Consider the following 20,657-nt stretch of genomic DNA (forward strand, 5'->3'; position numbering starts at 1 on the left):
TATTACAAACCAGTTGCTATCGAAAAAGCCCCCCTTTTTTCAATTAAGTGATTTCTTACATTCAATTCTCTATAAACACTAATCGGTTTTATGGCACCACCCACGTCTAATCTTGATTTTTCTATTAATGGTCTTACGTCTGTTCTGTAAGCATCTTGCAATAATTCCTGGCATGCAACAACATCATGATTTAGTTGTGCTTCTAATAACTTTTGTTGATCAACAAGTAATGCTTTTGCATAGGCTTCTTGTATTGCCTCTAAAGATTGTATTAAATCTTCTAATGGGTCTTTGATGTTGTGACTTGCATCAATCATCCAAGAGGGATATGGATTAATAGGATTATTTTCCATTCCGTATACCAACGCATTAAAGATTAAAAATAACGAATAGGGCTTTATACTGCCTACTGTTAAATCATCATCACCATATTTACTATCATTAAAATGAAAACCGCCAAGTTTGCCTTTCATCATTAAAGTAGAGACAATCTGTTCTATATTAGTGTTAGGTAAATGGTGTCCTAAATCTACCAATGAATACGCTTTTTCTCCGCAGGCATTAGCTAACATGAAGGATGTTCCCCAATCTTGGATTACTGTACTATAGAAATTTGGTTCATATGGTTTATACTCTATAAATAATTTCCAGTCATTTGGAAGTTCTTTATAAATACGTTTTAAGCTATCTTCTGTATGTTGCAATGCATACTGAAAATTAGTTTGTCCTGGGAAATTGGATCCATCCGCTAACCAAACGGTCAAGCTTTTAGAACCCAATTTATCGCCAATTTTAATAACTTCAATGTTATGGGCGATTGCTTGATCTCTTGAATTTATACTTGTATTTGACAGCGAGCCATATTTATATGATTCCTTAGAATCTGGCTGGTCCTGAAATGTGTTGGAATTGACAGCGTCAAAAACAATATTGTTGGAGTTGGCAATTTCTTTAACAGCATTATAATCTTGGGGAACGTCCCAAGGAATATGTAGCGATATTGCACCAGCTGTACCAGTTAATTTATGAATAATACCAACATCATCAATTTTCTCCTCTAGTGATCTAGGTTCACCACTAAAACCAAACCTGCCAAATCTTGTGCCACCAGCACCTAATGCCCAACTTGGAATGGCTACCTGAAAATCTATTAATTTCCGTATTATAGAATCTACGTTAACCCCTTTTTTTAGCAACGAATCTTTAAGAAAATTAAAATGAACTTCATGTACGTCCTTATAAGATTTATTTATATCTGTTAATTGATTTGGATTAATTTTCATATTTAGGTAAATTATTAAAAAAGCCTCTACATATTAGATGTAGAAGCTTAATATATAAACATTTAAATTATTATCTGACAAAGGCATTGGCCATACCACCGTCAACATTTATAATATTACCAGTAGTTTTATCCAAAATTCCTACGCACGCAAAAACACCATTAGCTATATCTTCAGGATATATTATCTGATTCAATAAATTTCTCTTTGCATAATGTGCTGGTAGCTCTTCTACTGTGATACCATAAGCTTTAGCGCGACCTTCAGCCCAATCTCCTTCCCATATCTTGCTGCCAACTATAACTCCGTCAGGGTTAACAACATTAACTCTAATTTGATCTTTGCCTAATTCTGCTGCAAGTAATCTAGACATATGTTGTTGCGCCGCTTTAGAGGTGCCATAGCCAACATTGTTAGGGCCAGAAACCAATCCGTTTTTACTAGCAATACTTATTATGTCGCCTCCAAAACCTTGTTTCCGCATAATTTCTACAGCTTGTTTTGCTAATTCAAATTGACCTTTTACTAGAACATTTTGTAATAAATCCCAATCTTTTTCAGAGGTTTCTTCGAGCGGTTTTGAGATGGCTAAACCAGCACTATGTACAACAATGTCAACACCTCCAAACTCTAAGCATGCTTTACTATAAGCTTCTTTTATTGAAGCTGTATTTGTAACATCGCAAACTGCGTAGCTTGCAGTATCTCTTTTGTAGGTGTCAACGGCTTCTTTTAATCTATCTTCAGCAATATCTGTTAAAACAACATTCGCACCTTCTTCCGCAAGTTTGTCCGCTATTGCTTTTCCAATTCCACCTCCAGCACCAGTTATGAAAGCAACCCTCCTAGAAAGTGGTTTTTCCTTTGGCATTCGTTGTAATTTGGCTTCTTCTAATAACCAATATTCAATATCAAATGCTTCTTGCCTTGGCAGTGAAGTATATTCTGATATGGCTTCAGCACCGCGCATTACGTTAATTGCATTAATATAAAACTCACTCGCAACTCTAGTGGTTTGCTTGTTTTTAGCAAAACTAAACATACCAACCCCAGGATAAATAATTATTACGGGATTAGGATCGCGCATTGCAGGACTATTATCTCTTTTGCATTTTTCGTAATATTCCTTGTATCCTTGACGATATTGTTCAAATTCTGGCTTTAGCTTTTCTAGTACCGTATTAGAATTTGTAAGGTCCTCTGATGTATCTAGTGATAGTACTAGAGGTTGAATTTTTGTGCGTAAAAAATGGTCAGGGCAAGATGTACCCATAGGCGCAAGACGCTCTAAGTCATTACTATTTATGTATTGAAGCACAACATCCGTATCTGTAAAATGTCCAATCATTTGAGCTTCTGAGGAACATAAACCTCTCAATAATGGCATTAATTGCGCAGCTTTAGCAGATCGCTCTTCTTTGGGTAAACTTTTTATTTTTTCACCACCAAATACAGTTCCATTTTCTTCTATTTTCTTTGCAATATATTCAGAAGCCATTTCAATAACTTCTAAACTATTCATATAGCATTCATAAGAGGTGTCTCCCCATGTAAACAAACCATGACTACCAAGTACAATTCCTCTAATTCCCGGGTTATCATTTAAACATTTTTCTAATTGTAAGCCTAAATCAAAACCAGGTCTTTGCCAAGGTACCCAGCCCATAGTATCACCCCAAATTTCTTTAGTTATTTTTTCACTATCCTTGGCTGCGGCAACGGCGATTAAGGCATCTGGGTGTAAATGGTCAATATGCTTAAAAGGTAAAAGACCATGTAATGGAGTATCTATAGAAGGTGCTCTACTATCCAAATCATAAATACAATGATTGAATAAGCCGACCATTCTATCCTCATCATCCAATCCTTGATAGACATTTTTTAAGTTTCTAAGTCTTTCTGTATATAATCCTGCAATTCCAGCTCTAGTAAGTGTTCCTATGTCGCCACCAGAACCTTTTATCCACATGACTTCAACCTCTTCATTTGTTAAGGGGTCTTTTTCAATAGTTTTACAACTTGTATTTCCGCCTCCGTAATTGGTAATTCTTAAATCAGAGCCAAGAAGATTAGAACGGTAAAGAAAAAGTTCCACTTGGTTATCACCAAGCTCTAAAGCTTTATTCTCATTCCAGAGATAATCTACGTGTTTAAAAGTTTTTACGGCCATAGTATTTATTTTAATAACTTTTTAACGAAAGTAAATTTACTAACTAATAATGGCGTCCTGTACTATACTGTTAGTCTTAGAAATGCATTAGTAATAGTTTAGAAAAGGTATTTATGCTATTTTGCAGCACTAATAACTAAGACTGAAAAATGGAAAATATTGAAATTAATGAAGATTCACGCGTCCCAAAATATAAACAGGTGATAGACTCCATTATAAGAAATATAAATAACGGAAATCTTAAAATAGGGCAAAAAATTCCTTCAATAAATGAATTAAGTGAAGAACACCTTCTGTCAAGAGATACTGTAGAAAAAGCATACAGTACCCTAAAGAAAAGACAAATAATAGAATCTGTTAAGGGTAAAGGTTATTATATTTCTAAAACTGATTTATCTATAAAAACAAGTGTTCTATTCTTAATCAATAAATTAAGCACCTACAAGATGAAGATTTTTAACTCATTTGTAAATACATTAGGTGCAGGCACAAATGTTGATTTAGATATTTATCACTGCGAACCCTTGTTGTTTGAAAGTATCCTCAATAAAAAAAAACATCTATATGATTACTATGTGATAATGCCACATTTTAAAAATGAAGAGTTACAACATATGGGGTGTACAGATAATATTCTTAAAGCTATATTATCCATACCAAAAGGAAAGCTTATTATAATGGATCGGAATTTAGATAGCCTGTCTAAAGAGGCTGGTAGGGTATACCAAAACTTTACTGAAGACATTTTTGAGGCTCTAAATTCTGGTGCGCAAAAAATTAAAAAATACAATAAGGTTGTTCTTGCTTATCCCAGTAAGGCGGTATACCCTTATCCTAGTGGTATTGTTACAGGTTTTAAAAGATTTTGCATTATTAACGACTTAAATTTTGAAATACTTGATGAAATTTATGAGGGAATGGAACTGCAAAAAGACGACCTATATATTACTATTGAAGAAAATGATTTGGTTAATCTAGTGAAACAAATAAGGGATAAAAACTTAATTCTTGGAAAAGATGTAGGTATTATATCTTATAATGACACTCCATTAAAAGAATTATTAGGAATTACCGTTGTCACTACAAATTTTGACAGAATGGGCGAATTAGCCGCTCAAATGATACTTGATAATAATTTTATTGAGGTAAAAAATGAATTCAATCTTATAAATAGAAACTCTGTCTAGAACTTATTTTAAAGCTTTTCTCAACAGAACACTACAGGACACTTCGTTAAAATTTGGTTAATATTATTGTTAATGAATAGGCGTGTTTAAAGAAATTTTGTTTCACAGTTCGTAGCAAAATGACCTTTATTCTTGCTGAATTTATTAACTAACAAAAACTAAATTTTACATGAAAAGGATGTTTAACAAAAAATCTAGCAAACACCGGTTAGATTTAATGTTGGCTGTAGTTGTGATGCTTGTAATAAGTATTAATAGTTACGGGCAGATTAGCAATGTATCCGGTAAGGTTACTGACCCTGATGGAGAACCGATACCAGGGGTGAATGTTGTGCAAAAGGGTACTACCAATGGCATTTCAACCGATTTTGATGGTAATTACACCATAAACTTAATCGAAGGCTCTAAAACACTTATATTTTCTTACATTGGTTTTGATACCAAAGAAGTTAAAGTTAACTCTTCATCGCTAAGCGTTGTCCTGAAGCAAGATACGCAAAGCTTAGATGAGGTGGTAATCATTGGTTATGCCAAGGTGTCAAGAGAAAAAGTGCTTGGTGCATTATCTACTGTCAAATCAGAAAAATTAGCAGAAGTAACTCCAACGAATGCATTTGAAGGGGTTCAAGGTAGATTAGCAGGGGTGCAAATTGCAAGTAATGGAGGTCCTGGAGCTGGGTTTGACATTAAGGTAAGAGGTACTTCTACATTTAGTGCTGGTGGTACCGGTCCGTTGTACGTTGTTGACGGTCAACAATTGGATAATATTGATAATATTGACCCTAACGATATTGCTTCTTTAGAAGTATTAAAAGATGGTGCAACAACTGCAATTTATGGTACAAGGGGTGCTAACGGTGTTGTTTTAATCACAACAAAATCAGGTAAAAAAGGAGAAGTTAGTGTTGATGTAAATGTTGTTACCGGCGTAAATTCTTTAAACGGTGCAATTCCGGTTGCAAATACCAGACAACGGTTGTTTTACGAGGATGTAAGAAGAACAGAAGCGCAAAGGCAAAATCCAATTGGAGCACAAAGAGATTCTTTAAACTTGCTTTACAGAAATTCTTTTGATCTTCAAGATTTAATTACTAGAGCTGGTTTTAGAAATCAGGTTAATGTAGCGGTTAGTGCAGGTAATGAAAAATCAAGAGCGTACTGGAATACTGGTTTTTTAAATGAAGATGGTATTGTGGTAAATAGCAATTTTAGAAGAATAAATACGCGTCTTAAAATTGACTTTATGCCAAGTGAAAAATTAACCTTTGGCACTAATTTTAATGCCTCTTTCGAGGAACTTAGTGGACTTGAAGAAAATCAGGTTTTTCAACAACTTGTAGAACGTATTGCTTATTTTCCTGTGCTTGAGCCAAATGGAGACTTTACTCCAGAAATCGCAGGTAGACAAAATCCCTTAGCAGAAGCAAATCTAAGAGAACTTAGACTCCGAACATGGAGAGGACAGAGTTTTAGTTTTGCACAATATGAGCTATTGCCTTCTCTTACTTTAAAGTCAACATTAGGTTTAAATTTTAGATTACGTAGAAATAATGATTTTCAACCACTGTTAGTTTTAAATCCAAGAAACACCAATCCATTAGCAAGTTTTAGAGATCGTATTGATTATGATATTCAACAAGAAAACTTCGTCAATTACACTAACGAGTTTGGTAAGCACAGTGTTTCTGCGTTTGCAGGTATGCAAATTTTAAAGAGATATCAAGAAGAATTTGGTATTTCTAATGCATTATTTGTTTCTGAAGATATAAGAACTTTTAATAATGCTGATCCAGACGGATTAGGAATAAATTCAGGTCAGACATTTAATACTAGAAGTAATCTATACTCTCTGTTTGCTGGTTTTAATTATGATTTTGATAACAGATATTTAATAAGTGCCACCCTTAGAAGAGATGGTTCTTCAAGATTTGGAGAAAACAAAGAGTTTGGTTATTTCCCATCGGGGTCGATTGGCTGGAGGGTAAGTAATGAACCTTTTCTAAAAGGTAATACAGTATTAAACAATCTATTACTTAGAGCTAGTTATGGTGAAACTGGTAATGACAGAATAGGTGATTACGAATTTACATCAGCTTTAGTTCCAGGAGCTATATATGATGGTATCAGTGGGGTGCAACCTACCAGGTTAGGAAACCCTAATCTAAGCTGGGAAAGTACAAATGCCACTAACATTGGTTTTGATTTGGGTATGTTCAGAAATCGATTAACAATCAATTTTGATGTTTGGAGAAAAGATACTGAAGACCTTTTAGCTAACGTTCCATTGCCAGAAGAATCAGGTTTTAGTTCAATAAGACAAAATGTAGGTGCAGTACGTAACCAAGGAATCGATTTAAATGTTGGCGGTACTATTATTAAGGCACCAAACTTTCAGTGGAATAGTAATTTCAATATTAGTTTTCAAGAGAATGAAGTTACTAAGTTAGCTGGTGGCACACCTTTTCAATCGGGAGATTATATTATAGAAGAAGGACAGCCAATAGGTAACATTTTTGGATTTAAGAATTTAGGTGTTTTTCAATACGATGAGTCTAATGCCTTTACAGATGAAGGGGTACAATTAACCCCAAATTTTGACGCAGATGGGCAGTTTACCAATTACACCTTAAACGGCCAAGAATTTACAGGTAACGTAAATCAAATAAGAAATGATGGTAGAGTAGCCGAAGGCGGTGATATTATATGGGATGATGTAGACGGTGATTTTGTAATAACTAATGAAGACAGACAAGTTATTGGTAACGGTTTACCTACAGCTTTTGGAGGCTTTAACAACGATTTCACGTATAAGGATATCTCGTTAAGTTTTCTGTTCGATTTTACTTTGGGCAATGACACTTGGAGACGTTGGGATGAATTGCGAAACGATTTGAATTCTGCTAATGAAACTCCTGGGCCAGACCGTATTGAAGGTTCATGGCAAAATCCTGGTGATATAACTGCTTACCCTAGATTAAATAGAGTTCCACAGAACAGAGATAGACCTAATAGTTTTTATGTAACAGATGGTAGCTTTATAAAGTTAAGGTTTGTAAGGTTAGGTTATAATGTTCCACAATCTGCATTAGACAGATTAGGCTTTTTAAAGAAATGTTCATTCTTTATTTCAGGAAATAACTTGTTAACATGGACAAATTACCCTGGGTACAACCCAGAATTAGGTACACGAGGTAATCCACTACAACCAGGTTTGGATAATCTTAGATTTCCGAATGATCGTGAAGTAATATTTGGAATGAATCTTAAATTTTAAACTGTATTACAATGACAACTTTTAAAATAAGAAAATACACAAAATTTATTCTTGCGGTAACCATTCTATTTATGGGTGTTACTTCTTGTGAAGAATTGGTGGATGAATCCCCAATTAGTGAAATTGATCCAGAAAACTTTTTTAACAACAACAATGATGCACTTGCAGCTGTAATTGGTATCTATGATGCTATGCAACCTGCTTTTAGAGTTAAGCATTATTTATGGGGTGAATTTAGGGGAGATAGCTACATCAACGGTAATGATGGAGCAAACGCAAATAATATTGAACTTACATCTAATGATGTTACTTCTGGTAATTCACCTGCTTTAAGATGGGATAATTTTTATACCATGATAAATAGGGCAAATGAGGCAATCGTAAATATTCCAACAATAGAAGGATTTGATGCAAACCTATTAGCTGAAGCTTATGCTTTAAGGGCATATGCGTACTTTCAGGCAGTTAGAGTTTGGGGTTCAGTACCAGTATTCACTGAGCCTACAAGGTCACCTGAAGATCTACAGAAAGAAAGAACGTCAGCAACAACAATTATCAATGAAATAATTATTCCAGACATGCTTGCTGCCGAGGCAAACATGGATATCGGTCGAATTTCGGACCCTTTTCGGTTTTCTTTAACCAGTATTTGGGCTTTACAAGCAGATGTATACGGTTTTTTAGGAGAGGATGTGAACGCAAAAGAAGCGCTAGAAAAGATTATTAATAGTAATCAGTTTCGTTTAGCAAATTCTCCTGAAGAATGGCAAGATATGTTCTTAAATGATAATGGTGATCCGTTTGATGCAGATTCTGAAAGTGATGGTCCTTTCAAAGTAATGCAAGGTCCAGAATTAATGATGTCTATTAAATTTAGTTTAGATGAAAGTCAAGGTAGTGGTAATGCTAATAGATCAGGTATTTTTTCATTGTTTTTTGCAGGTATACCTTCTTTCACTTTATCACCAGCTTTAGAGAATAAATGGAGAGAAAAATTTCCGATAGATTCTACTTTATGGGTAACAAAATATCCTGATACAGACCCTATTTTAACCAATCCAGAAACCGGAAATTTTGTGTATGGTGATTATCGCTACTATCTATGTAGAGAAGGTTTTACAAATCTCGAATCAAAAGGTGTGGGTAATGCCCGTTTAGCTAAATATAATAAAACTAATTATAATGCAGGTCTAGATGATTCCGATATAGTACTTTATCGTTACGCTAATGTTATTTTATATTTGGCTGAAATTGAAAATCGATTGGGAAATGATGCCGAGGCATTGGCACTCATCAACCAGTTTAGAACAGCACGGCAACTGCCTTTGGTTGAAGCTTCTGAATTTGGTGCTACTGTTGAGGAACGAGAACTCTATATTTTAGATGAAAGACATTTAGAACTTATTGGAGAAGGTCAAAGATGGTGGGATTTACGCCGAACTAATAGAGCACTAGAGATATTGAATCCTATATTAGATACCTTATCTACGGGTACACCTCTTACACAGGAGCGATTATTATTTCCAATCTTTGATGAGCATTTGGTTGAAAACCCATTACTTGAACAAACACCTGGTTATTAATTAAAAATCTATTAAAATGAAATTTCTTATTAATAAATTAAAAGCGATAACCGTGTTAACCATAGCGTTAATTACAGTCGGTTGTGATTTAGAGCTTCAGGATAGATTTGTATTTGAACCTGAGGTGAATTTAGAAGACCCTTATAAAGACATTACTGCTTGGCAGTTTTTAAGTTCTAGTCAAGTTAATAATCAATTTAATGAAGACGGTGCATTAATAGGTGATAATTATGATTACATGTCGGCTGCTATAGAAGCTGCAGGTTTGATTGATGAGTATAATACACCTAATGATGGCAGAACATTTTTAATGTTGAATAATAATGCGTTTCTAGGTAATGGAGATGTAATAGCTTTAGTTACTGGTAGCCCAGATATAGAAGAAGGGGAAACTCCAGCAGAGGTAATGGCACGAGCAGATTTAGATGTACTTAGACTTGTATTACGCTACCATATAATATCAACTTATATAACTCAAAATGACCCTCTAGTTGAATTTGGAGTGAATTATACATTTCAAACTTTGATACCTGGTGAAGATGGTAAGATAGTTTTAAGAAGGGATGATAGACTACGTGTAGATATCAATAGAAATCCTGCTCCATTACCAAGCACTGCTACAGGAGGTGGTAATAATGAACGAATCAGAAATTACAATTATGTTTTTAGCAATGGTATAGGGCATAGCATTAATGATCCAGTTAGAAATAAGCCCTACCCAAAACCCAACAATTAAATTAGAGTAAGTTAGTTTATTTGAGTTAGAAAAAATCCTCCATGATACTTAGTTATTTATGGAGGATTTTTAATTTATTCTGAAAGATATTTGATTGTCGATTTCCTGATGCTTTCTTCTCTTTTTGCAAGAGTCAAAATATGTTTTATACTGTTGGTATAGGTCCATTTATGTTCTGTGAATCAAAGTATTCGCTTTAATATTTAACAACTCTTATATAAGGTTCAATGAACATATTGTTTATCGCTATTTTCTTATCGTCCAAACTCAATTTGACTAAACGGTGAAATACTTCGAAAAAAAAATTGCTTCTTTCTAAGGTTTCGTAAAAGTTTGGGTTATATTTTATTTATACGCGTTATTTCACCAATAGGCTTATATTTTTTAGATAAAATGGATTTTAGCTCTATTTTCTTGTAATATACATGGTCTAAATGCTTTTGGTTGATTCCGCATTTTTTTTCATGGTATGCTAAATGTACATTCATTGGCACCCTTTAAATAGTGGTCGGAGTAGTGCTCGTTCATCCAATGTATGAACTCTAGGTTCAGTCGGGTCTCACCCTTGGGTTTGTAATGATTATAGGACGGTGCAATTGTAAAGTTTGCTCTTTTTTAAGATACTTAGATTGGAATGATTATCCTTAAGTATTTATCTTTATTCCCTTAGGGTTTTTAGTGCAAGGCGAATTTTATATAATAGAGCTCCACTTTTGCTTGCTCATTATCTTTAAAAACAATTACAAAGGATTATAAAAAATAAAACCCTATGTAAAATAGGGGTTTATGCTAGTATTGTAAGGTGCTCCAGAGATTACTCTTGCATTGTATGATATACGTTTTGTACATCATCATCTTCTTCAATTTTTTCTAAAAGCTTTTCTACATCTGCTACTTGCTCTTCATTTAAAGCTTTAGTGACTTGTGGTATACGTTCAAAACCAGAAGACAGTATTTCTATCTCCCTAGATTCCAACTCTTTTTGGATGTCACCAAAACTTTCAAAAGGGGCATAAATAAGAATTCCATCTTCATCTACAAACACCTCTTCTGCTCCAAAATCTATCATTTCTAACTCTAGCTCTTCTGGGTCTAATCCTTCTGCATTAATTCTAAAATTGCAGGTATGGTCAAACATAAATTCAACCGAGCCAGAAGTACCTAAACTACCATTACACTTATTAAAGTAACTTCTAATATTAGCTACAGTACGTGTGTTATTATCGGTAGCGGTTTCTATTAAAATAGCAATGCCGTGTGGTGCATAGCCTTCAAATAGAACTTCTTTGTAATCCCCCTGACTTTTATCAGAGGCTCTTTTAATGGCTCTTTCAATATTGTCTTTGGGCATGTTCACAGATTTGGCATTCTGTATAACAGCTCTTAATCTAGAGTTGGCATCTGGGTCAGGGCCACCTTCTTTTACTGCCATTACTATGTCCTTGCCAATTCTGGTAAACGCTTTGGACATCGCTGCCCAACGTTTCATCTTTCTGGCTTTTCTAAACTCAAAAGCTCTTCCCATGTTTACAATATCGTTTTTTAGATAGCGACAAATTTAATCAAACCCATACAAGAAATACAAATTACTTAGCCCTTAGCTAAGTTCTTCTATACTTTGGGCTAGTTTAATGTCTTTTGTTGTGATGCCATCAGCATCATGCGTATTCAATTTAATAGTAACCCTGTTATATACATTCTCCCATTCTGGGTGGTGGTTTTGTGCTTCACATTCAAAAGCAATCCTAGTCATAAATGCAAATGCGGCTTTAAAATCTGCAAATTCATATTTTTTAAAAATTACCTCACCATTGTAAGCCCAACCGTTAAGTGTTTCTAGAGCAATTTCTATTTCTTTAGCGTCCATTTTTTTCATAGCCCTAAGGTAACTATTATTCTATTGGCAAATGATGGTCAATCACTTCTTGATAAGTAAATTGAAGATTTTTAGGCAACAAATGATCTTTGGGTAAGGCAGCTAGATAACGGTCGTTATTGGTAGTGTATACCTTTTTAAATATAGGATGAAAATTGCCTAAATTCTTAATGGTTTCTTTAACAAAATCTTCGTGATGAACTAAATCTTTGCTACCCAAATGAAATATACCGTACAGATCTTGATTTATAATAAAATGAATTTGCTGCGTTAGCTTATCATCATCTATAACATTGGTAATAAGGTTAGGAAAAACTTCTATAGGTTCTTGCTCTTGCAGGGCTGTTTTTAGCTCTTTTAAGCGGGGAGAGGCATTACCATACACCATTGATACGCGTAAAATTGCCATCTTATATTTAGGAATACGCATAAGCATATTCTCTATTTTAATTTTTAATTTTCCGTAGATACTTTCTGATAAAGTTTTATCGTACTCGTAAGAGGGGTATTTGCTATAGGCGTCAAATACATTAGCAGAAGAAATAAACAGTAAGCGCGCTTCATTTTCTTCTAGGTATTCTACTACATGTTGGTGTGCAATAATCTGAGAAGCAAAATCGCCACGTACCGCAGATATTATGATATCTGGTTTTATTTTTTCTAAAAGCGGAAATATGTCATCTTCCACCATATTGTAAGGATAAAATTGCTGATTATCCTTAAAGGAAGGATTGGTGCAATAGGTGCCATAAGTGTCAAAATATCCTCTTAATTCTTTATAGAGGGCATTACCAATAAAACCACTGCCGCCTAAAATCAATATTTTTTTTCCTTTATCTCTGCTCCTCAAATCCTCTTGGTCGTTAATTAAAAAACAAACATCCTATCTTTTACAAAGGTAGGATGCTTTATTAAAGTGTTTGTTTCTGTTTACACTTTATAAAATGGTAACTTAACCACTTTTGCAGGTACGGTTTTCTTCCGTATTTGTATTTCTATTGTAGTATCTTCTTTTGCCAGTGCAATAGGTACGTAACCTAAACCAATACCTTTATTTAAAGACGGGGACATGGTGCCAGATGTAACATTACCCACAGTTTCCCCTTCAGAAAGAATAGCATAGCCTTGTCTGGGTATTGCTTTTTCTAACATTTCAAAAGCAACCAATTTTTTGTGTACCCCTTCTTCTTTTTGTCGTTTTAATGCCTCTGAGTTTACAAAATCTTTGTTGAATTTGGTTATCCATCCTAAACCAGCTTCTAGCGGAGATGTAGAGTCATCAATATCATTACCATACAAGCAGTAACCCATTTCTAGGCGTAAAGTATCTCTTGCTGCTAAGCCTATTGGCTTAATTCCGTAGGCTTTACCGGCCTCAAAAACTTTATCCCAAACTTGTTGTACTTCAGAATTTTTGCAATAAATCTCAAATCCACCAGAACCAGTGTAGCCTGTAGCAGAAATAATTACATGCTCAATGCCAGCAAAATCACCTACCACAAAATTGTAAAACTTAATCGCAGATAAATCATGAGAGCTCAAGCTTTGCATGGCTTCTACAGCTTTGGGACCTTGAATAGCTAAAAGGGAGTAATCTTCAGAGATGTTCCTCATAGTGGCGCCAAAATCTGCATTGTAGGCAGATATATGGTTCCAGTCTTTTGCTATGTTAGCTGCGTTGACTACTAATAAATAGGTTTCTTCCTTAATCCTATAAATAATTAAATCATCTACAACGCCACCAGCCTCATTAGGCATGCAACTATATTGAGCTTTACCAATGGTAAGTTTGCTAGCATCATTAGTACTTACTTTTTGGATTAGAGCGAGCGCGTTAGGGCCTTCAATTAAGAACTCTCCCATGTGGGAAACATCAAAAACACCAACTCCGTTGCGAACGGTTTCGTGCTCTGCGTTTACACCTTCATAAGAGACAGGCATTTCATAGCCTGCAAAAGGTACCATTTTAGCACCTAAGGCAATGTGTGTATCGTTTAAGGCAGTTTTTTTCATTAGTTACAATATTAGTCGCTGCAAAAGTATTAAAACTAAAGAAGTAAATATTGCAGATGTTTGGTTAACCTTTTATCAAGAATGCTTTTAACTCTTCATATGTTTTTAATTGAGTTGCAACCTTTTTACCGTCCATAACTTTTGCTATTTGTGCAGGTATCTTTGGTGTTAAGCCTAAAGTTTCTTGTACAACGGGTAAAAATTTAACTGGGTGTGCAGTTTCTAAAAATATACCGTAGGTATTTGGGTGTTGCTCCTTAAATTTCTTTAAACCTAGGTAACCCACGGCACCATGGGGGTCTGCTACATAGCCTGTTTCTTGGTATAGTTTTTTCATGGCAGCTTTTGTTTCTTCGTCTGTAAATGAATAGGAAGAAAAAACTTTTGAAAGTTCGTTGAACTGATTACCATATAATTTTTGAATACGAATAAAATTACTAGGGTCACCAACATCCATAGCGTTACTAATAGTTGCTATGGAGGGTTTGGGTTGATAGTCACCTTGACTCTTCATAAATTGTGGTACCACATCATTTACATTGGTGGCTGCAACAAAATGTTTAACAGGCATACCCAATTTTTGAGCAACCATACCTGCACAGATATTTCCGAAATTGCCAGAGGGTACAGAAAATACTAATTCTTTTCCTTCTTTTTTAGCCTGTTTATAGGCAAAAAGATAATATAGCAATTGCGGTAACCAACGCGCAACATTAATACTATTTGCAGATGTGAGCTTGCGCACATTGGTTATTTCTTCATCTAAGAATGCAGTTTTCACCATGCTTTGGCAATCATCAAAAACGCCGTCTACTTCTATTGCTGTGATATTTTGACCTAATGTGGTCAGTTGTTTTTCTTGAATCTCACTTACCTTTCCGCTAGGGTATAGAATAACTACTTGTACACCTTTTACTCCCAGAAATCCATTGGCGACAGCGCCACCGGTATCACCAGATGTAGCTACTAAAACAGTAACCTCCTCTGTATTACCCTCAGAAAAATAGCCAAGACAGTACGCCATAAAACGTGCGCCAACATCTTTAAATGCCATAGTTGGCCCATGAAAAAGTTCTAGTGTGGCTATATCAGTTTCTAGTGGTACTACAGGGAAATCAAAATCTAAAACGTCTGCTAATATTTCTCTAAGTTTTTGATTGGGTATTTCATCACTTACAAATTGATGTATGGCATTAAAAGCAATTTCTTCTTTAGATAGGTTTTCAATATTCTTAAAAAAAGATTCAGGTAGCGGTGTAATTTCTTCTGGAAAATACAACCCTTTATCTGGTGCAATGCCTGCGATTACTGCCTCTCTAAAAGTTGCGGTATGCTGGTTGTTATTTAAGCTGTAATACTTCATATTTATGCAATTGTGCGAACTCCTTTAGTTGCTATTTTAGAAACGTGAATATCAAAATCAATTCCCGTTGAACTATATATTTTTCTCATGGCATCTGCCACTTTTTTGGCTATTTGCTCACCTTCGCTTAAAGCAAAAATAGAAGGGCCAGAACCAGATATACCAGCGCCTAGGGCTCCTGCTTTTTTAGCAGCTTGTGTTACGTTGGCAAATTCTGGAATGAGAATGGAACGTATGGGTTCTATTATATGGTCTTCTAAAGACCTGCCAATAAGCTCGTAGTCATTTGTAAATAGACCTGCAACTAAACCACCCACATTACCCCATTGTTTAATGCCTTGTGTTAATGAAAACGTATTTTTTAAAATTTTACGAGAATCTGCGGTTTTAATTTCTATCTGTGGATGAATAACAGTAGCATAAAGAGCTGTAGGAGTTGGAATAGGAATAACATCTAAAGGTTCATAACTCCTTACTAAGGTAAATCCTCCAAATAGGGCTGGTGCTACATTGTCTGCGTGTGCCACGTTACTGGCTAATTTTTCGCCTTGCATGGCAAAGGTAACCAGTTCTGATAAGGTAAAGGGATTGCCCAATAACATATTCATCCCAGCTACAGCCCCAGCAGAACTTGCAGCGCTGCTACCAATTCCGCTTCCTGGTTTTATTTTTTTGTGAATTTCTATTTCAAATCCACCTTTATAGTTAGCTTTTTCTAATAGGGCTAAGCCGGCAACACCAGCGACATTTTTTTCTGTAGTTAGAGGTAAATCCTGTCCAGTTATTTTGCTGATTTTAATACCGGGTTCTTCCGTTTTACGGACTATCATGGTATCTCCTACACTGTCTAACGCTAAACCTAGAACATCAAATCCGCAGGAAACATTGGCAATGGTTGCTGGGCAAAAAATGTGTACTTCTTCCATGCTTAAAAATTTCCTATTCTAACAATGTCTGCAAAAATTCCAGAAGCGGTTACATCTGCTCCAGCGCCTGCACCTTTAATAATTAAAGGTTGCTGCGGATAACGTTCTGTATAAAAAAGGACAATGTTATCACTACCTTCTAGGTTGTAGAAATCATGGCCTTGTGGAATTTCTTGTAAGCCTACTTTGGCTTTGCCATCTTCAAATTGAGCAACATACTTTAGCTTGCAATTTTTATCTGCTGCGCTTTTGTATAACTTTTGAAAATCTGATTCGTATTTTACTAAAGATGCAAAAAAGTCCTTATTGCTAGAAGTTTGCAGACTTTCTTCTGGAAGAAACGAATTGTTCTCAATATCTTCTAATTCTAATTGATAACCACTTTCGCGGGCAAGAATTAAAATTTTACGGGCTACATCTACACCACTTAAATCTATGGTTGGGTCTGGCTCGGTATACCCTTGTTCTTGTGCTTGTTTTACTACATCATGAAATGTAGTACTATTATTAAAATTATTAAATACAAAATTTAAACTACCAGATAGCACAGCTTGTATTTTCTTTACTTTATCACCAGATACAATAAGATGTTTTAAAGTGTCTAAGATAGGTAGGCCTGCTCCAACGTTTGTTTCGAACAGGAAGGGCGCGTTGTATTTTTTTGCCAATTGTTTTAAAGACAAATAGTTTTGGTATTCACTAGAACATGCAATTTTATTGCAGGTAACTACAGAAATACTGTTACTTAAGTAGTCGCTGTAGGTGCTAGCAATTGCTGCATTGGCCGTATTATCTACAAAAATGCTGTTTCTTAAGTTTAATTCTTTTACTTTCTGTATAAAGGCAGCCCTGTCTGTTTTCTCCCCGGCATCCAAAGCAGTCTTCCATTGCGTTAAGGCAATACCTCCCTCATCAAAAATCATTTTTTTAGAGTTAGATATGCCAATAACCCTAACATTGAGTTTTAATTCCTTTTTTAGGTATTTATGCTGTTGCTCTAGCTGGGCCAACAATTTAGAACCTACATTACCGCAGCCCATTACAAATAAATTGAGCTGTTTTGTGTTTTCTTCAAAAAAAGCTTCGTGTAAAGCATTCAATGCTTTTTTAATATCTACTTTGTTAATAACGGTAGAAATATTTCTCTCAGAAGCACCTTGAGCAATAGCTCTGATGTTTACGTTGTTTTTACCTAGGGTAGCGAACATTTTACCACTTAAACCTTGGTGACTTTTCATATTATCACCAACTAAAGCAACAATAGCTAAGCTAGACTCTACAACTACAGGGTGTAGTTTGTTAGAAGCAATTTCGTATTCAAAGGCTTCATTTACCGCTTTCACGGCTTTTTCCACATCTTTATCGGCAATACCAATACAAATAGAATGCTCAGAAGATGCTTGGGTTATTAAAACAACGCTAACACCAATAGTAGAAATAGTCTCAAAAAAGCGTTTAGAAATACCAGGAATACCAACCATTCCAGGCCCCTCTAAAGATAACAAGCTAATATGCTCTATATGACTTATACCCCTTACCGTTTTGCCACCACCATTGGTGTTTTTAGTGATGAGTGTGCCTTCTTTTTCTGGTTCAAAGGTATTTTTAATTATAATAGGAATTTGCTTATGTAATACCGGTTGTATGGTTGGTGGATATATAACTTTTGCTCCAAAATGCGAAAGTTCCATCGCTTCTTCATAAGAAATATGGGTGACACACTTAGCTTGTTTTACCAGTTTTGGATTGGCAGTAAATAAACCACTCACATCAGTCCAAATCTCTAATTTTTCTGCTTCTAGCGCTGCGGCTATTATTGCAGCGGTATAATCAGACCCACCACGGCCTAATGTAGTGGCATCGCCCTTGGCAGTTGCAGCTACAAAACCTGGTACTACCGTAATTTTATGGTTTTGATCCTTAAAAAAGGATTGGCACACTGCGTTGGTGGTTTTAAAATCTACACTAGCATTGCCAAAATTTGCGTTGGTTACAATCAATTCCCGGCCACTTTTTAAACTCGCATCTAAACCTTCTGTTTTAAAATATTCACTAATGATGTAAGAAGAAAGTAATTCTCCATAACTTACTACTTTATCTGATAAACGTGAGGTAGTTTCGCCAATCAAATAAGCTCCTTCTAACAGTGTTTCAAGTTCATTTAGTTCACTCTTAACCTTACTTATGATACTACTTTGGGCGGTTACAGGAAATAAGGTTTTGATTGTGTCAAAATGTCGAGCTTCAATTTGAGCTAAAACTTCTCTATAGCTTACATCGCCAGAGGCAGCTAGTTCTAAGGCATTTAATAATAAATCTGTTACGCCACCAAAGGCAGAGACAACCACAACCTGTTTATCTTGATTGTTTGCTATTATGGATTTTACGCGTTTTATGTTGGGTGCATTGGCTACCGAAGTACCACCAAATTTTAAAAGTTTCATTAGGGATGAATATTAAATTCTAAAAAAAATAAATACGTGAACAGACGGAAATTATATATACAGACTACCCCAAAGGGGTGGTAGTGGTAATCGTAGTTTGGGTCGATTTACCATTGGATAGGAAAGTTTTTATGTCCGATTGATTAAATTGCATCCTTCATTTGTGTGTATCAAATGTAGTGTATACCAAAAGTGCATCAAACACGTTTGTGTAATTTTTACGATTTTAATAATTAATCAATCCCTTTCTTAGAAAATGAAGATATTATCTGCCCAACAAGTACATGACGCTGACGATTATACAATCAAGAAATATGGTATTTCTAGTGATATACTGATGGAAAGGGCTGCGGACCAATTATTTAATTGGTTGCATAGTAGGTTGCAAGGTGGTCCTGTAAAATTACATTTGTTCTGCGGTATTGGCAATAATGGTGGTGATGGGTTAGCTCTTGCTAGGATGCTTAAGGAGCATGGTTATAACATGGAAGTTTACGTAGTAAAGTACAGTGAAAAACGTTCTAAAGATTTTTTAATAAATCTAGACCGCTTAAAAGACCGTAAACTCTGGCCAGAATTTATAGACGAAACTTTGCACTTGCCAGAAATTGGTAAAGATAATATTGTTATAGATGCCATTTTTGGAATTGGTCTAAACAGAGACCCAGAAGATTGGGTACTACAAGTAATACAACATATTAATAACGCCAACGCATTTACTCTAGCAGTAGATATACCTTCTGGTTTGTTTATGGATAGGTTGCCCACCAAACCAGAAAATGTGGTGCAAGCAGACTTTGTGTTGTCTTTTCAAACACCAAAGTTGCCTTTTTTCTTGCCGCAAACTGCGCAACATTTAAACCATTGGGAGTTGCTAGACATCGGTTTGGAACCCGAATACATTTATAACCTGCCAACCGCTTACGAATATATTGGCAAGCCAGAAATTGCACCGCTATACCAACCTAGGTTGAAATTTTCTCATAAGGGAAATTATGGTCACGTTGCCGTGGTTGGTGGCAGTTATGGAAAAATAGGGGCTATACAATTAGCAAGTAAAGGCGCTTTACAAGCAGGAGCAGGTTTGGTAACCGCCTATGTCCCTAAATGCGGATATATACCTCTACAAACGGCAATACCAGAGGTGATGGTGATGACAGACACCAAAGAGGATTGTATTTCTGAAATTAAAGTGCCAGAAAAAGTCAATGTTGTTTGTATAGGTATGGGTATGGGGCATGATCAGGGTACTCAAAAAGCATTACTTTCCTTTTTAAAAACTAACAAATTACCCTTGGTGCTAGATGCAGATGCTATAAACCTATTAGCTAAGCAAGAAGATTTTTTAGGTTTAATACCAGAAGGCAGTGTTTTTACGCCACATCCTAAAGAGTTTGAGCGATTAGTAGGACCATGGAAAGACGATTTTGATAAGGTTGAAAAGGGAAAACTCTTTTCTAAAAAATACAACTGTATTTTGGTATTAAAGGGAGCGCATACCATAACCTTTGCTAACGGTGTGGGGTTTGTAAATTCTACAGGTAATCCTGGTATGGCTACAGGTGGCTGCGGAGATGTTTTGGCTGGGATGATTGCAGGTTTACTTGCGCAAGGATATAGTAGTTTAAAAGCAGCAATAATGGGCGTTTATTTACATGGTTTAGCAGCTGATGTTGGTGTAAATGCCAGTGGTTTTGAAGCCTTTACTGCCTCGCAATTAGTGGATAATATTGGCAATGCTTTTTTAGAATTATTTAAAAGGGAACAATCTGCTACACAAGAAGCTGATAAGACAGAATAAT

Annotated in this window: 15 protein-coding genes; 5 read left to right on the forward strand and 10 right to left on the reverse strand. The window is 35.4% G+C overall.

All coding sequences use genetic code 11. The annotated features are described in order from the left end of the window. Positions 1 to 2 precede the first annotated feature (2 nt). Positions 3 to 1,283 carry a sugar isomerase gene (locus HCO57_RS00880; RefSeq protein WP_167987427.1) on the reverse strand — a complete coding sequence of 427 codons (1,281 nt, stop codon included), beginning with the start codon at positions 1,281 to 1,283 and terminating at the stop codon, positions 3 to 5. A gap of 70 nt (positions 1,284 to 1,353) precedes the next feature. Further along, a complete protein-coding gene (locus tag HCO57_RS00885) occupies positions 1,354 to 3,453 on the reverse strand; it encodes a bifunctional aldolase/short-chain dehydrogenase (RefSeq protein ID WP_167987428.1) in 2,100 nt (699 codons plus the stop codon). A 149-nt stretch (positions 3,454 to 3,602) separates the two neighbouring features. On the opposite strand from HCO57_RS00885, the gene HCO57_RS00890 reads away from it, so the two are divergent. The 4 genes from HCO57_RS00890 (at position 3,603) to HCO57_RS00905 (ending at position 10,233) form a co-directional block, all read left to right on the forward strand. Next, a complete protein-coding gene (locus HCO57_RS00890) occupies positions 3,603 to 4,640 on the forward strand; it encodes a winged helix-turn-helix domain-containing protein (RefSeq protein WP_136950711.1) in 1,038 nt (345 codons plus the stop codon). Between the two features lie 169 nt (positions 4,641 to 4,809). Beyond that, on the forward strand, positions 4,810 to 7,914 hold the full coding sequence (locus tag HCO57_RS00895; RefSeq protein ID WP_167987429.1) for a SusC/RagA family TonB-linked outer membrane protein: 3,105 nt from the start codon (positions 4,810 to 4,812) through the stop codon (positions 7,912 to 7,914). An 11-nt stretch (positions 7,915 to 7,925) separates the two neighbouring features. Beyond that, on the forward strand, positions 7,926 to 9,497 hold the full coding sequence (locus tag HCO57_RS00900; RefSeq protein ID WP_136950709.1) for a RagB/SusD family nutrient uptake outer membrane protein: 1,572 nt from the start codon (positions 7,926 to 7,928) through the stop codon (positions 9,495 to 9,497). A gap of 16 nt (positions 9,498 to 9,513) precedes the next feature. Next, positions 9,514 to 10,233 carry a fasciclin domain-containing protein gene (locus HCO57_RS00905; protein ID WP_167987430.1) on the forward strand — a complete coding sequence of 240 codons (720 nt, stop codon included), beginning with the start codon at positions 9,514 to 9,516 and terminating at the stop codon, positions 10,231 to 10,233. Between the two features lie 338 nt (positions 10,234 to 10,571). Here the strand turns inward: HCO57_RS00905 and HCO57_RS00910 are convergent, their stop codons facing one another. The 8 genes from HCO57_RS00910 to thrA form a co-directional block, all read right to left on the reverse strand. After that, complete coding sequence (locus HCO57_RS00910) at positions 10,572 to 10,721, reverse strand: hypothetical protein (RefSeq protein WP_167987431.1); 150 nt, start codon at positions 10,719 to 10,721, stop codon at positions 10,572 to 10,574. 326 nt (positions 10,722 to 11,047) lie between these two features. Beyond that, entirely contained in the window at positions 11,048 to 11,758 is a 711-nt protein-coding gene (locus tag HCO57_RS00915; protein WP_136950707.1) for a YebC/PmpR family DNA-binding transcriptional regulator, read from the reverse strand. A gap of 72 nt (positions 11,759 to 11,830) precedes the next feature. Next, complete coding sequence (locus HCO57_RS00920; RefSeq protein WP_167987432.1) at positions 11,831 to 12,109, reverse strand: 4a-hydroxytetrahydrobiopterin dehydratase; 279 nt, start codon at positions 12,107 to 12,109, stop codon at positions 11,831 to 11,833. 16 nt (positions 12,110 to 12,125) lie between these two features. Then, positions 12,126 to 12,959: a sugar nucleotide-binding protein gene (locus HCO57_RS00925; protein WP_136950705.1), complete on the reverse strand. Its 834-nt coding sequence runs from the start codon at positions 12,957 to 12,959 to the stop codon at positions 12,126 to 12,128. A gap of 80 nt (positions 12,960 to 13,039) precedes the next feature. Further along, positions 13,040 to 14,122, reverse strand: a complete 1,083-nt coding sequence (gene gcvT, locus HCO57_RS00930) for a glycine cleavage system aminomethyltransferase GcvT (protein ID WP_167987433.1) — start codon at positions 14,120 to 14,122, stop codon at positions 13,040 to 13,042. Between the two features lie 64 nt (positions 14,123 to 14,186). Continuing rightward, positions 14,187 to 15,485 (reverse strand): threonine synthase, encoded by a 1,299-nt coding sequence (gene thrC / locus HCO57_RS00935; RefSeq protein WP_167987434.1) that lies wholly within the window; start codon positions 15,483 to 15,485, stop codon positions 14,187 to 14,189. Between the two features lie 2 nt (positions 15,486 to 15,487). Then, positions 15,488 to 16,411: a homoserine kinase gene (locus HCO57_RS00940; protein ID WP_167987435.1), complete on the reverse strand. Its 924-nt coding sequence runs from the start codon at positions 16,409 to 16,411 to the stop codon at positions 15,488 to 15,490. A 2-nt stretch (positions 16,412 to 16,413) separates the two neighbouring features. After that, a complete protein-coding gene (gene thrA, locus HCO57_RS00945; protein ID WP_167987436.1) occupies positions 16,414 to 18,855 on the reverse strand; it encodes a bifunctional aspartate kinase/homoserine dehydrogenase I in 2,442 nt (813 codons plus the stop codon). Between the two features lie 256 nt (positions 18,856 to 19,111). Here thrA and HCO57_RS00950 point away from each other — a divergent pair, with 256 nt between their 5' ends. Further along, positions 19,112 to 20,656, forward strand: coding sequence for an NAD(P)H-hydrate dehydratase (locus tag HCO57_RS00950; RefSeq protein WP_167987437.1), 1,545 nt, complete (start codon positions 19,112 to 19,114; stop codon positions 20,654 to 20,656). Position 20,657: the final 1 nt, after the last annotated feature.

The organism is Croceivirga sp. JEA036, assembly GCF_011882165.1.
Taxonomy (GTDB): Bacteria; Bacteroidota; Bacteroidia; order Flavobacteriales; family Flavobacteriaceae; genus Croceivirga.